This window comes from Rudaeicoccus suwonensis (assembly GCF_007829035.1).
GTDB lineage: Bacteria > Actinomycetota > Actinomycetes > Actinomycetales > Dermatophilaceae > Rudaeicoccus > Rudaeicoccus suwonensis.
Genome location: NZ_VIVQ01000001.1, coordinates 2,058,887 through 2,072,924, shown reverse-complemented (window position 1 = coordinate 2,072,924; position 14,038 = coordinate 2,058,887). Strand labels below are relative to the sequence as shown.

12 protein-coding genes are annotated in these 14,038 nt (G+C 66.7%); 4 read left to right on the top strand and 8 right to left on the bottom strand.

From position 1 onward, the window contains the following. The first annotated feature begins 64 nt into the window (after positions 1-64). Complete coding sequence (locus BKA23_RS09535; RefSeq protein ID WP_170226445.1) at positions 65-685, top strand: SIMPL domain-containing protein; 621 nt, start codon at positions 65-67, stop codon at positions 683-685. A gap of 106 nt (positions 686-791) precedes the next feature. Here BKA23_RS09535 and BKA23_RS09530 read toward each other — a convergent pair whose 3' ends face one another. The 4 genes from BKA23_RS09530 to BKA23_RS09515 form a co-directional block, all read right to left on the bottom strand. Beyond that, positions 792-2,030, bottom strand: coding sequence for a saccharopine dehydrogenase family protein (locus tag BKA23_RS09530; RefSeq protein ID WP_145227520.1), 1,239 nt, complete (start codon positions 2,028-2,030; stop codon positions 792-794). A 15-nt stretch (positions 2,031-2,045) separates the two neighbouring features. Next, the gene (locus BKA23_RS09525) at positions 2,046-2,864 is read right to left on the bottom strand and encodes a hypothetical protein (RefSeq protein WP_145227519.1); all 819 of its coding nucleotides are present in this window, start codon (positions 2,862-2,864) and stop codon (positions 2,046-2,048) included. Between the two features lie 102 nt (positions 2,865-2,966). Beyond that, positions 2,967-4,391: an aspartate aminotransferase family protein gene (locus BKA23_RS09520; protein WP_145227518.1), complete on the bottom strand. Its 1,425-nt coding sequence runs from the start codon at positions 4,389-4,391 to the stop codon at positions 2,967-2,969. Then, positions 4,388-4,864, bottom strand: a complete 477-nt coding sequence (locus BKA23_RS09515) for an Lrp/AsnC family transcriptional regulator (protein ID WP_145227517.1) — start codon at positions 4,862-4,864, stop codon at positions 4,388-4,390. The genes BKA23_RS09520 and BKA23_RS09515 overlap by 4 nt, the downstream gene beginning before the upstream one ends. 88 nt (positions 4,865-4,952) lie before the next feature. Here BKA23_RS09515 and BKA23_RS09510 point away from each other — a divergent pair, with 88 nt between their 5' ends. Together BKA23_RS09510 and BKA23_RS09505 are read left to right on the top strand one after the other, a co-directional pair. Further along, positions 4,953-6,326, top strand: coding sequence for an L-serine ammonia-lyase (locus tag BKA23_RS09510; RefSeq protein ID WP_145227516.1), 1,374 nt, complete (start codon positions 4,953-4,955; stop codon positions 6,324-6,326). 42 nt (positions 6,327-6,368) lie between these two features. Beyond that, the gene (locus BKA23_RS09505) at positions 6,369-7,817 is read left to right on the top strand and encodes a gamma-aminobutyraldehyde dehydrogenase (protein WP_145227515.1); all 1,449 of its coding nucleotides are present in this window, start codon (positions 6,369-6,371) and stop codon (positions 7,815-7,817) included. Positions 7,818-7,932: 115 nt separating this feature from the next. Here BKA23_RS09505 and lipB read toward each other — a convergent pair whose 3' ends face one another. Together lipB and aspS are read right to left on the bottom strand one after the other, a co-directional pair. After that, a complete protein-coding gene (gene lipB, locus BKA23_RS09500) occupies positions 7,933-8,577 on the bottom strand; it encodes a lipoyl(octanoyl) transferase LipB (RefSeq protein ID WP_145227514.1) in 645 nt (214 codons plus the stop codon). A gap of 81 nt (positions 8,578-8,658) precedes the next feature. Continuing rightward, positions 8,659-9,951, bottom strand: coding sequence for an aspartate--tRNA(Asn) ligase (gene aspS, locus BKA23_RS09495; RefSeq protein ID WP_145227513.1), 1,293 nt, complete (start codon positions 9,949-9,951; stop codon positions 8,659-8,661). 369 nt (positions 9,952-10,320) lie between these two features. Here aspS and BKA23_RS09490 point away from each other — a divergent pair, with 369 nt between their 5' ends. Further along, positions 10,321-11,541, top strand: coding sequence for a carboxylate--amine ligase (locus BKA23_RS09490; RefSeq protein WP_145227512.1), 1,221 nt, complete (start codon positions 10,321-10,323; stop codon positions 11,539-11,541). Between the two features lie 23 nt (positions 11,542-11,564). Here the strand turns inward: BKA23_RS09490 and BKA23_RS09485 are convergent, their stop codons facing one another. Both BKA23_RS09485 and BKA23_RS09480 read right to left on the bottom strand, forming a co-directional pair. After that, on the bottom strand, positions 11,565-12,737 hold the full coding sequence (locus tag BKA23_RS09485) for a DegT/DnrJ/EryC1/StrS family aminotransferase (protein WP_145227511.1): 1,173 nt from the start codon (positions 12,735-12,737) through the stop codon (positions 11,565-11,567). A gap of 49 nt (positions 12,738-12,786) precedes the next feature. Next, entirely contained in the window at positions 12,787-14,019 is a 1,233-nt protein-coding gene (locus BKA23_RS09480; protein ID WP_145227510.1) for an O-antigen ligase family protein, read from the bottom strand. Between the last annotated feature and the right edge of the window lie 19 nt (positions 14,020-14,038).

The following is a 14,038-nucleotide window of genomic DNA, read 5'->3' as shown; positions in this document are numbered from 1 at the left end:
GGCGCACTCCGGCACCCGTCGGTGAGACTGGGTCATGGGACACCACCGCAGGCACAGGGATGTCGTGACAACCGTCGGCACGGGCTCAGCCGAGATCGCCACCGAGGGGTCGACGCTGAAACTGGTTGTCGTTGCACAGGATCCGAGTCCGCATGCAGCGTACGAGCAGGCGCAAACGCGCACCGAGGCATTGTTCGCAGCGCTCGAGGCGCTCGAACTGCCCGCCGGAGGGTTGCTCACCGAGAACATCTCGATGCACCCGAAGCTGTCGCACGACGGCGAAGAAAGACTGCTCGGTTATGTGTGGCAGCACCGGCTGTCAGTCCGCCTTCGCGACACCGCGCAGCTCAGCGACGCGATGGCGGCGGCGGTGTCCACCGGCGACGGCTTTGTGCGGATAGAGGGTGTGAGCCTGACCGAGGCATCCGCCGAAGACGCCGAGCGAACCGCACGCGCCGAGGCATTCGAACGTGCGCGGGTCTCGGCACAGCAGCTCGCCACCTTGGCGGGCCGGGAACTCGGCCAGGCGGTCGACGTCGCTGAAGGTGGCGCTGCAGGGCCGCAGTTCAATCCATCGCGTGCGCGACCGGCAGCGCGATATGCCGCTGCTGCGCGGATGCCCATCGGCGACGGCCTCAGCGAGGTTTCGGTGACCTTGCTGGTCCGGTGGGCCTTCGCCGACTGACACGGCACAGGTCACCCTCGCTCACGGGCAGACCGCACGGGTTGTCGGCCCACCGGGTCATCGGCTCACGTGCCCTCGACTCACCGTATGGGCAGCCGAGCCACGCTCAGAGAGATGTCGCCTCGATGGTGAAGCCCTGTGCTCGCAGGCGTTCGGTCAGCACGTCGCCGAGACCCGTTGCGGGCGTGAGCACTCCACCGTTGAGACCGGCAGGAAGTGGGCAACGGTCTCGCTCGAGTGCCAACGCCAAGGCGCTCTCGCCGAGCATCACACAGGTGGCGGCATAGCCCGGATCCCCCTGTGCCGCAACGACGCTGCGGTATGCCGCACCATTGGTCGTGACGGTACGCGCCTCCGCCCGGAAGAAGCCCGCGGCACGAGCCTTCTCGCTGGGGCCTTCGCCGGGGGAGGGCAGCACACGCTCTACGACCGGTCGTAGCAGCGGCACGTTGAGCGCACCGAAACCGGCGGCCAGACCACCGGCAACGGCATACGCGGTGAGCCGTCCGCGGTTGCCGGCGCCGACACGCATCACCTCGCGGTAGCGGAATCGTCTGCCGTAGCCGTGCCCGTCGAGCGCATTGCTGCGCCGGACGATCCGAGTGTTGAAGGAAGCCATCACGAATGGCGCTGTCCACGAACCGATGTCGGGTGCATAGCTGACGCTCAGCGAGTCGCGCCATTCGCCGCTGGGCTCGTCAGCGCGGTTCGGACTCAGCGCGAACTTGTCGAGGGCGATCGAGCGCTTCTGCTTGTCGCGCCGGATCTCATCGACCTGGTGCATCGCGGACGCGAGGGTGCCGCCGCTCGCGCCGCCCTTCATCGTCACGAACAGCGTGGTGTCGGTGAGCTCACCGGCGTCGTCGGCCCGGGCCGCCTCGGCGAGCCCCAGCACCGCCAGATCGGACGGAACGGAGTCGAAGCCGCATGAGTGGATGATCCGCGCTCCGCTAGCCTCGGCGATGTTCTGGAAGCGGTCGATCGACTCGCGCACGAACAACACCTCACCGGTGAGGTCGACGTAGTCGGTGCCGGCCTCCGCGCACGCCTTGACCAGCGGTAGGCCGTATTTCGCGTAGGGTCCGACGGTCGTGATCACCACGCGCGCCGCGGTGGCCAACGCGTCCAATGACGCCTGATCGCTCGAATCTGCCACCAGCACAGGCCATTTCGTGGCTATGCCGCCGATCTCGGTCGCCACCGCTGCGACCTTCTCACGGGAGCGTCCGGCCAGCGCGATGCGGGTGCCGGAGGGAGCGTGAGCGGCCAGATGCTGTGCCGTCAGCCGCCCGACAAAGCCGGTGCAGCCGAAGACGACGATGTCGTGGTCGCGGGTCGAAGTCATGGGGTCACCGTAGTGTCAGGCCAGTGGCAACTGTTCGTCAGTGATGCGCGTGGCCCGGTCGTGCACGTCGATCAGTTGCCATTCCTGCGGATTCGGAGACGGGCCGGAAGCCAAGACCAGCCGGCATGTGCGTGCGTTGCCACACGCGGTTCGGTATGCCGCGAGCCAGTCGCTCAGCGCGGTCTCCGCCGCAGCGTCGGCCGCCGGCCACTCCGGCGGGCGGCGGTGCATACCGCAGCGCCACGGTTTGGGGGTCAGGCGCGCGCGGCAGGTGTGGAACTTGCGACACAGGTGCGCATAGACCTCGTCGGTGGCCAACTGCCCGAACATCTCCGCGGCCTGCGGCGCATCGGGGGCCAGGCCAGTGCCGGTGACCACGGCCCGGAACCCGCCATACGTCTCGTAGACCCGCACGCCCAGATGGGGGTGAGTGTTCGCGAATGTTTGAATCCGTTGCAAAGCAACGGTTTTCGGGTCATCTTCGGGTTGGGACCGCCCGAAGAAGCGGCGCACCCGCGATCCGGTACGGCCTCGCGGCACATCCACATCCGCGATGAGCAGCTGATCGGTGCCGAGGACGTCGGCGCCATACCTGTTGCGGGTCACGACACCGATGAGCGTGCCGTCGTCAGCCCGGACCTCGTGCACCAACTCCTCACGCGGTGGTACCCAGCCGTATGACGCGCGCGCCGTGCCGCTGCCGAGCGCGGCCAGCAGCGCGGTGAGGCGGTCACGGGCCATCCAGGTGGCTTCGTCGATCGAGGTGGCCGACCACCCCCATGCCAGCAGGGCACCGTCGCGGGCGGCGGACCAGTAGCGCGGTGGCAGCTGCATGCGGCCGGAGCCTACCTGGCAGCGACGCGGCCCCGCCCGGAGCCGTGAATGACTCCGGGCGGGGCCGCGTCGAGCCGGTCGAGCCGGGTCAGCCGATGGGCCTCAGATCATCGACCAGGCTTCGGTGAGCACACCGCGCAGCTTCTGCTCGATCTCGTCGAACTCGGTCTGACCGATGATCAGCGGCGGGGCCAGCTGCACGACCGGGTCGCCACGGTCGTCGGCGCGGCAGTAGATGCCTGCGTCATACAGCGCCTTGGACAAGAAGCCGCGCAGCATGCGCTCGGCCTCGTCGTCGTTGAAGGTCTCGCGGGTCTCCTTGTCCTTGACCAACTCGATGCCGTAGAAGTAGCCCTCGCCGCGCACGTCGCCCACGATCGGCAGGTCGGTGAGCTTCTCCAGCGTCGCGCGGAACTTCGGGGCGTTCTCGTGCACGTGCTGCACCAGCCCCTCGCGCTCGAAGATGTCGAGGTTGGCCATCGCGACAGCGGCCGAGACCGGGTGCCCGCCGAAGGTGTAACCGTGCGGGAAGGACGTCGTGCCCTTGCGGAACGGCTCGAACAGTCGGTCGCTGGCGATCATCGCACCGATGGGGGAGTAGCCCGAGGTCAGGCCCTTGGCGGTGGTGATGATGTCGGGGACGTAGCCGAAGTCCTTGCAGGCGAAGATCTCGCCGATGCGCCCGAAGGCGCAGATGGTCTCGTCCGAGACCAGCAGGACGTCATACTCGTCGCAGATCTCGCGGACTCGCTCGAAGTATCCGGGCGGCGGCGGGAAGCAGCCGCCGGCGTTCTGCACCGGCTCCAGGAAAACCGCGGCAACCGTGTCGGCACCCTCGAACTCGATGGCCTCGGCGATGCGGTCGGCAGCCCAACGGCCGAATGCCTTGGGGTCCTCACGGTGCTCGGGAGCGGCGCGGTAGATGTTGGTGTTGGGCACGCGGAAGGCGCCGGGCACGAGCGGTTCGAACATCGACTTCAGGTCTGGCAGACCGGTGATCGACAGGGCGCCCTGCGGGGTGCCGTGGTAGGCGATCGAGCGGCTGATGACCTTGTGCTTGGTCGGCTTGCCGGTCAGCTTGTAGTAGTGCTTGGCCAGCTTCCAGGCCGACTCCACGGCTTCACCACCGCCGGTGGTGAAGAAGACGCGGTTGAGGTCGCCGGGGGCGTAACCGGCCAGGCGCTCGGCCAGGTCGATAGCCGGGCGGTGGCCATAGGACCAGATCGGGAAGAACGCGAGTTCGCGCGCCTGCTTGGCGGCGGCCTCGGCGAGTTCCTCACGGCCGTGGCCGACCTGCACGGTGAACAGCCCGGACAGGCCGTCGAGGTACTTCTTGCCCGCGTCGTCGTAGATGTAGGCGCCCTCACCGCGGGTGATGATCGGCAGTCGCGCTCCGGCGCCGCCGTCGGCGGTCGGCTCGTACACCGATTGACGGGTGAAGTGCCCCCACAGGTGGTCGCGGGCGGCATCCTGGCGCGGCGTGCCGGCCGGAGTGAGATCGTCGGATTGCGTTGTGGCGGTGGTCATCTGGTGCCCCAGTCATATCGTTGTTTGGCGAGTTTGAGATACATGAACGTTTCGGTGTCGGCGACGCCGTCGATGTCGCGGATGCGCCCGGTCAGCAGCTCCAGCAGGTGCTCGTCGTCGGCGCAGACGACCTCGACCAGCACGTCGAACCGGCCCGCGGTGAGCACGACATACGCCACCTCTGGCATCTGGCTGAGCTCGTCGGCCACGACGGTGATGTCACCGCGGATCGTGATGCCGATCATGGCCTGCCGGTCGAAACCGACCTGCGCGGGATCGGTGACGGCGACGATCTGCAGGATGTCGGCGTCGAGCATGCGCTGCACACGTTGCCGCACCGCCGCTTCGGACAGGCCGATGTCACGGGCGATCGCGGAGTATGCCGCGCGGCCGTCGGTCTGCAGCCGGCCGATGATCGCCTTGGAGACGTCGTCGAGCGCAGGTCGCGTCGATGTGCGAGTTGGCTGCGGCATGGCTCCACGTTGCCACGGTTTCCAAACATTTTCAACCCGTTTCGCCACGAAATCAGTTGTCGACGCCGGATATGACTATGCTTTGGGTATGGCGCTGAGTGCATTTGATCTGTATTCGGTGGGAATCGGGCCGTCGTCGTCCCACACTGTCGGTCCGATGCGTGCTGCCCGCACCTTCGTCGAGGGGCTTCAGGAGTCCGGCCGGCTGGCGGACGTGCGGCGCGTGCGTGCCCAGTTGTTCGGTTCGTTGGGCGCCACCGGCCACGGCCACGGGTCCGACAAGGCTGTCGTGCTCGGCCTGGAAGGGGAGCGCCCGGAGACCGTCGACACCGACCGGGCCGACGATCGCGTCGCCGAGGCGCGGACCCGGCATACGTTGTCGTTGCTGGGAATTCACCAGATCGAGTGGTCGCCGGACGACGACCTGACCATGCACCGGCGCAAGTCGTTGCCGGCCCACCCCAACGGCATGCAGTTCGACGCGTATGACGCAGCCGGTGATCTCGTGGCCAGTCACGTCTACTACTCGGTCGGCGGGGGCTTCGTCGTCGACGAGGCCGCGACCGGCGCCGACCGCGTCGTGCTGGACGACACCCCGCTGGAGTTCCCGTTCTCGACCGGTGCGCAGCTGCTGGAGATCTGTGAGCGCGAGCACCTGTCGGTCAGCGATGTGATGCTGCGCAACGAGCTGGCTTGGCGCACCGAGGCCGAGGTCCGTGAGGGCATGTTGGCTCTGTGGCAGGTGATGGCGCAGTGCGTGCGCAACGGGATCGCCCATGAGGGCACCCTGCCGGGCGGGCTGCGGGTGCCGCGTCGCGCGCCGGGGCTCCACCAGGAGCTCACCAGGGGCCGGTTGCGCGATGACCCGCTGAAGGTCATGGACTGGGTCAATCTCTACGCCCTGGCGGTGAACGAGGAGAACGCCTCCGGCGGCCGCGTCGTCACGGCGCCGACCAACGGCGCGGCCGGCATCATTCCGGCAGTGCTGCACTACTACGTCAACTTCGTGGCCGATGCCGACGATGACGGCATCGTGCGTTTCCTGCTGGCGGCGGCAGCCGTCGGCATCCTGTTCAAGGAGAACGCCTCCATCTCCGGCGCCGAGGTCGGCTGCCAGGGCGAAGTCGGGTCTGCCTGCGCGATGGCAGCCGGCGGCCTTGCCGAAGTCACCGGCGGCACGCCCAGCCAGGTCGAGAATGCCGCCGAGATCGGCATCGAGCACAATCTCGGCCTGACCTGCGACCCGGTCGGCGGGCTGGTTCAGATCCCGTGCATCGAGCGCAACGCCATCGCCAGCGTCAAGGCGATCAATGCAGCACGCCTGTCGCTCGGTGGCACCGGCGTGCACACGGTCAGCCTCGACAAGGCGATCAAGACCATGCGCGACACCGGTCGCGACATGTCCGTCAAATACAAGGAGACCGCGCGAGGCGGTCTCGCCGTCAACGTGATCGAGTGTTGAGCGCACGATCGCTGCCACCCAGAAAGAAAACGGAGCACCACGATGACCGACAGCCCGCGCCTGTTGCGCAACTTCGTGAACGGCGGCTATGCCGCGGCGGAGACCGACGCCACGACCGACATCATCGACCCGACCACCGCGAAAGTCGTTGCCAAGGCACCGGTTTCGACAGCCAAGGATGTTGACGACGCTTACGCCTCGGCCGCAAAGGCTTTCGAGGAATGGGGTCAGACCACACCGAGCGAGCGCCAGCAGGCGTTGCTGAAGTTCGCCGACGCCATCGAAAAGCGTGGCGACGAGTTCGTGAAGCTGGAGGCGCAGAACACCGGCAAGCCGTTCGCGCTGACCACCTCGGAGGAGATCCCGCCGATGGTCGACCAGTTGCGCTTCTTCGCAGGCGCGGCACGGGTGCTCGAGGGCATCGCGAGCACGGAGTACCTCGCCGGTCACACCTCCTGGATCCGCCGCGAGCCGATCGGTGTCGTCGGTCAGGTGACGCCGTGGAACTACCCGATGATGATGGCGATGTGGAAGATCGCCCCGGCGCTCGCCGCAGGCAACACGATCGTGCTGAAGCCCAGCGACACCACCCCTGAGACCACTCTGTTGCTGGCCGAGGTCGCTTCGGAGTTCCTGCCTGCCGGCGCCTTCAACGTCGTGACCGGCGACCGCGAGACCGGTCGCCTCGTCGTAGAGCATGACGTGCCGCAGCTTGTCGCGATCACCGGATCGGTGCGAGCCGGCATACAGGTCGCCGAGTCTGCTGCTCGCGGACTCAAGCGCGTGCACCTCGAACTCGGGGGCAAGGCGCCGGTCATCGTCTTCGACGACGCCGACATCGAAGCCGCCGTCGAGGGCATCGCGGTCGCTGGTTACTTCAACGCCGGCCAGGACTGCACCGCCGCGACCCGGGTGCTCGTGGCCCCGGGCATCCATGACGACTTCGTCGCCGCGCTCGCCGAATACGCCAAGAACGACGCCAAGGTCGGTATGCCGGACGACGAGGACGCGCTGCTCGGCCCGGTCAACAACGCCAACCAACTCGCGCACGTCACCGGCATGCTCGAGCGGTTGCCCGACCACGCGACCATCTCGGCCGGTGGCTCGCGGATCGCCGCGCTCGGCGACGGTTACTTCCTTCAGCCGACGGTTGTCTCGGGACTCACCCAGAACGACGAGATCAGCCAGAACGAGGTCTTCGGCCCGGTCATCACGGTGCAGAAGTTCGAGGACGAGAAGACCGCGATCAGCTACGCCAACGGCGTGCAATACGGTCTGGCGTCCTCGGTCTGGACCCGCGACCTCGGTCGCGCGATGCGCGTGTCCAAGGCACTGGACTTCGGCTGCGTCTGGATCAACACGCACATTCCGCTGGTGGCCGAGATGCCGCACGGTGGCTTCAAGCACAGCGGTTACGGCAAGGACCTCAGCCGCTACGGCTTCGAGGACTACACGCGCATCAAGCACGTGATGGCCAACATCGACAGCTGACCGGCAACTCCGCCAACGCGACGACGGCCGCCGTCCCCATATCGGGGCGGCGGCCGTTCGCGTCAGATGAACAGTGCGAGCTCAGGCCCGGTTGGGCCGGTCGGCGGGAGGGCCGTCACGCTCCGGCGAGTATGTCGGGAAGGCGTTTCTCGACATACGGCACGACCTCGGCGACGGTGACATCGCGGCCGAGCTCGTTGCTCAACGACGTCACGCCTGCGTCCGGAATCCCGCACGGCACAATGACATTCGCCCACGAGAGGTCGCAGTTGCAGTTGAGTGCGAAGCCGTGCATGGTCACGTCGCGGCTGACCCGGATGCCGATGGCGCCGATCTTGCGGCTCGGTCGGGTGGCGTCGGCAGGCAGCCACACTCCACTGCGGCCCTCGACACGTTCGGTGTGCAGTCCGAGGTCGGCGCAGACGTCGATCATCAGCTGCTCGATGCGCCGCACGTGGCCGACGACGTCGATGGGATCGGGCAGCCGCACGATCGGGTAGCCCGTGAGCTGACCCGGGCCGTGCCAGGTGATCTTGCCGCCGCGATCGACATCGATGACCGGAGTGCCGTCGAACGGGCGCTCGTGCGGCTCGGTGCGCTTGCCGGCGGTGTAGACCCGCTGGTGCTCCAGCAGCAGCGTGGTGTCCTCCTGCTCGTGGGCGACAACGCGGGCGTGCACCTCGCGCTGCAGATCCCACGCAGCCTGGTAGTCGACGAAGTTCGGGTCGAAACCGACGTGCTCGATGCGCATACCGGTCACGGTACGCCGGGCGAATCGCCTCGATCCGCCCGGCGTGGCAACCCATCAGTAGGCATGTGGCGCCGCAAGTGTCGTCGTGGCTCAGGGTGTGAGCCGGTGCAGGTCACGCGGGAACAAGGTGACCTCACGGACGTTGGTCACTCGAAGCAACCGAGCGACCCACCGCTCCAGTCCGATCGCGAAGCCACCGTGCGGTGGCATGCCGTGTTCGAAGGCCGAGAGGTATGCCGCAAAGTCCTCCTCCCTCTCGCCGGCCGCTGCCAGCGCCGTCCGATAGTCCGAGCGGCGGTGCAGTCGCTGACCACCGGTCGTCAGTTCCAGGCCGCGGAACAACAGGTCGAAGCTGTTGGACCAGCGCGGGTCGTCCGGCTGCGGGTGCGTGTAGAAGGGCCGCTTGCGCATCGGATAGCCCTCCACCGCAAGGAATTCCGAGCCGAACTCCGCCAGCGCCCATTGCGACAGTGCACGTTCATGAGCCGGCTCGAGGTCCGGCTCGTCCGGTGCGGCACCGACGATCCGCAGCGCGTCGGCAAAGTGGACACGCGGAATAACGCCCGGCACTGACGGCAGTTCGACTTCGAGCGCTTCGACCGAGGCAGCGGCATACGTGGCGATCGACCGGATCATGCCGGCGAGCACGTCGCGAAGCTGAGCGATGACGTCGCGGTGGTCCTGGATGAACCCGAACTCCACGTCGAGAGAGGTGTATTGCGCCAGATGGCGGACCGTGTCGTGGGGCTCGGCGCGGAAGACCGGCCCGACCTCGAAGACCCGCTCGTGGGCACCGACCATCATCTGTTTGAAGAACTGCGGCGACTGCGCGAGGAATCCAGGCTGTCCGAAATAGTCCATTTCGAAGACGTTCGAACCGGATTCGGTGGCCGTGCCGACGATTTTGGGAGTTGTGATCTCGACGAAGCCGGCTTCCGTGAGTGTCTCGCGGAAGCCGCGCATGGAGGTTGCGGCGATCCGCCACGAGTGCTGCGCCCGAGGGTGCCTGAGCGCGACCGGGGCATGGTCGAGTCGGCTGGCGAGACCGCCAGAGACGTTCGGTCGCCACAGCTCGAGTGGGGGAGTCGCCGCAGGCTCACCCAACGGCACGATGACAGGGTCGATCACTTCGACCCCGGCGGGTGCTGCGGGATTCGCATGCACGGTGCCGGTGACGCGCACGACGCTTTCTTCGCCGAGTCCGTCGAGCACGGCGCGTGCCGGTGGTTCCTTCACGACGACCCGCGCCATACCTGAACGGTCCCGCAGCACAAGGAAACTCACGTGTGCCAACATTCGGCGCCGATGGATCCAACCGTCGAGGACAACGATCGATCCGGTTGGTTCGGCAGCGAGCTGCGCTGCCAGGGTGCGGTTCTGCATGGGTCTTCACCTCCTGGGAAACGGTCTCCCCGGAGGTGCGGGCGATGGGGTCGAATTCGCTGTGCCACCGCACCTTCGTCGCAACGGGACTGCTGCGACCTCATGGATTCTGCCTGGCTCAGGGGTGTCTTGGCCGTCGGTGCGGATCCCGCTCTTCCAGCCCATGGAGCGTTTCTCTGGTGATCTCGCAGATCCGGCGGTTACTCGGTCCCGTCGTTGCCGTTCGGCACGCTACCCGTCGCCACAGGTGGCTCGCGAGCGAATTTCGGGGGCAGAGCGACGCCCGCGCGCGGGTTATAGGGTTTCGGCGGAAGCTGATCGCAGCGGCGAGCACGGCGCGCCCACTCGACGCGAATGTCTGGGAGACAGATGACTTACGGCAATGACGACTTCGTACCCGTGATCCTCGGGTCCGGCCTCAACGCTTACAACATCGCCCGCAGCCTGCGGGAGGTCTTCGGTGTCAGGTCGCTGGCGATCGGCCGGTTTGCCTCCCGCGAGACCGCGCACTCGCAGATCATCGACGTGCGCGTCGTGCCCGGACTGGGCGAGGCCGACGTCGTCATACAGACGCTGCGGGATGTCGCAGCCGAGTTCACCGGCCGCAAGCTGGTGCTGTTCCCGACGATCGAGTTCTACACCAATGTGGTGTTGCGCAATCGCGCCGAACTCGACCAGTTGTTCCTCATCCCGCTGGTCTCCACCGAGGTCGCCGACCGGTTGATGGACAAGACCGACTTCTACCGCACCTGCGCGGATCTGGGCGTCCCGCATCCGAAAACTGTTGTCGTCGAACCGGATTCATCGATCGATGTCGACGGTATGCCCTTCGATTACCCGGTGATCGTGAAGCCCGCCGACACCGACAGCTATCCGCGGCTGAGCTTCGCGGGAAAGCAGAAGGTCTACCTGGTCAACGACGGCGCCGAGCTCACCGACCTGTGCGCGCGGATCTTCGCCGCCGGCTACACCGGCAACCTGATCGTCCAGGAGTACCTCTCCGGCGACGAGTCGGTGATGCAGGTCGCCAACTCCTACTCCGACACGACGGGCAGCGCGCGGGTGATCAGTGCCGGGCAGGTGGTGCTGACCGAATACAACCCGGTGCTCATCGGCAACAACAACGCGATCATCCCCATCAACGACGACGCCCTGACGAGCGCGATCCGGACGTTCCTGGACGGCGTCGGGTATGTCGGACTCGCCAACTTCGACGTCATGGTCGATGAACGGACGGGTGAGTCCAAGCTTCTCGAGGTCAACCTCCGCCCCGGGGCGACCAGCTATTACACGATGGCCGGCGGCCTCAATCTCATCGCGACCGCGGTCCACGACCTGGTGTACGACCGGCGCGATGAGTTCACCAGCGCGCAGCAGGAGCGGCTGTGGGTGAACGTGCCCTATCCGGTTGTCCTGCGCTACGCGCCCCCATCGCTGCGGACACAGTTGCGGCGGGCCGCGAAGCTCGGCCGGATCCACACCCTCGACTACGGCCCGGACCTGAGCCGGCAGCGTCGCCTCGACATCGCCAGGATCAACGCACGGCACTGCCTGGACTACATCAAGTTCTCCAAGTCCAGCCTCGGCTGACCCGCGATCGCACGGGCTCGGTCTTAGCTCCGGAGGGACAGCAACAGGTCCGCGGCGCGCCGGGCGCCGGCCACGTCGAGTGTCGTCGGCAGGTTGACGATCCGCGCGATGAGGTCCTGAGTCTGCGGCGTGGTGCTTGCCGGGTCGAGGTTGTATGCCGCAGGGTCGTCCGGACCGGGGAACAGCGCCGGGCGATACCACCGACCTGCGTAGACGCCGCCGGCGGTGAGTTCACGGATCAACCGTTCGGCAGTCTCGGTCGAGTCGACGAAGAACGGGAAACGCACCAACGGCGCCGCGGCGTCGATGGTGTCGGGCATCTGGACGTGTCCCGCCAAAGCCCGCAGATACTCGGCCGTCGCCGCGGCACGTCCGCGCTCGATTTCGGTGATGCGACCCAGGTGGTGAGCGGCCTGCGCGGTCATCCAGGGCGCGGGCTGCATCGGCGTCCGCTCCAGGCCGCCTCGCCTCTCGGCGGGCCCGATCAGTGGTTCGAACAGGCGTAGCGCAGTCATCGCCGACCGTGCCTGGGCCGACACTGCGCCGGGCAGGCGGTTGAGCACGCGCACCTGATTGCGGTAGGCGCGCGATCGCAGGGACACAGCGGTGCTGACCGCTGGAAGCTCGGTGAGGTCCGTCGTCAGCCGGTGATGCAGCGCGCGGTCGGACAAGCGCGGGTTCACCCAGATGGCGCCGCCGAAGCGGGTCGGCAGGATCTTCTCGGCACCGAAGGAGTGGATCGACAGATCGGCCAGCGGCATACCGTCCGCGTCTCGAGCCATCCGACCGACACAGTGCGCGGAGTCTTCGACAAGTATGACGCCCGCGCGATTCGCCTTCTCGCGCAACGCGATCGAGCGGGCGTCGTCGATGATGCCGAAGGTGTGCTGAAGGACGACCGCGCGGGTGGCATCGGTCAGCTCGAGCGCCTCGGGGTCGAGAGCGAGTGACGCGGGGCTGACCTCGGCATACTCGGGGCGAAGTCCACCGACCATGATCGGATCGACGGCCGTCGCGCAGGTGAGCAATTGGGTCGCCACATCACCAGGGCCGTGCAGATCGGCCATCGCGCCGAATGCGAGCGCCATCGCATACCTGGCGCGGAACACCAGATGCCAGTCGGACGGATCGGTGTCGGTGATCGTGGCGAGATGCCGGTGGGCGTCGGTCAGCTGAGGTCGTGAAGATGTCGCCATTGTGCGATCCAGGGTACCCAGCGATGCCGGCGCCACCTGTCGCACGCCGTCAGCCCGATGTCGCTGTGGCTTTCGCCGCCGGGAGGGGCGCTTTGCGCTCGGGCCCGGCCAAGGTTGAGTGCGATGGGATCTTGCCGGCGATCAGGGGGATCAGCGCCGCGCCGAGGCTGACCCAGACCCCTCGGTTGGCGCCGACGTCTCCGGACACCATCGCGTTGATCAGTGCGAAGACGAACAGCGCCAGCATGGTCATTTCCGTGGAGTTCGTCGCGGCCAGAACTCCCTGATCGATCAGGGCGACGACGAGTATGGCAATTGTCAGGAAGCCGGCGATCCAGCCACCTTCGGAGAAAACCTCCAACACGAGATTGTGTGGATACTGGACGTACCCAGAATTCAGCAGGGCAAAGCCGAAATGGCCGTAAAGATGGCCCCAGCCGATTCCGAACGGATTGTGCGTGATGATCGTCCACGTCTGCGCCCACAGCACCTTGCGCATGCTGGCCGAGGTGTCATCGACGGTGTCCAATCTGGCATTGAAGTCACCCGAGGTCAGCACCCACCACGTCGCCACAGTGACGGCGGCCACAGCCACTGCGGCTCGCTTTCCCTGACCGCGGTACCGGGAGATGACTGCCGCTATCACGATTGCTCCCGCAGCCGCGACGAGCGGGCCACGGGAGGCCGCCTCGAGGCCCGCATATCCCGAAACCGCGGCAAGAGCCAGCCACAGCATCCTGAATCGTCGTTCCGTCAGCGCTGCGAGGAAGAACACGATCAGCGATGCTCCGGCCGCTCGACCGGCGCCGATGGTGTTGCCGCCCGCCAAAGACAGTCGGTTCTCCGTCAGTGAGGACGGGTCGAGCCAGGCCACTGCGAGAACGAGCAGGCCATAGCCCGCGATGAGCATCACCCACAGGCGCCTGGCGTCGGCAGTCCGCAGCAGGTAGATGCCGCCGAGCACGCACAGTGGTACGAAGAGGAAGACCTCCTGCAGTTTCGTCGACACGTAGGTGTTGCCTGCCGAGCCTGTGGCGAAGATACCGAAGGTCAGGGACACGCCCCACAGCGCCAGCAACATTGCTCTTCGAAACTCCAGCGACCGATACATCCAGGAGTGCACCAGCAGCACTGCGACGATCGCACCCGCGAGCAGTGTCATGTCGATCGGCATCCACGCCAGGTATTTGGATCCCTTGATGTAACCGCCGAAGGCGAGTATCAGCAGTGCGGCAATGGCCGGAAATTCGCGCAGCCGAGTGCGACGTTCTTGTTCCCCCATGAGTTGGCACAGTAACGCT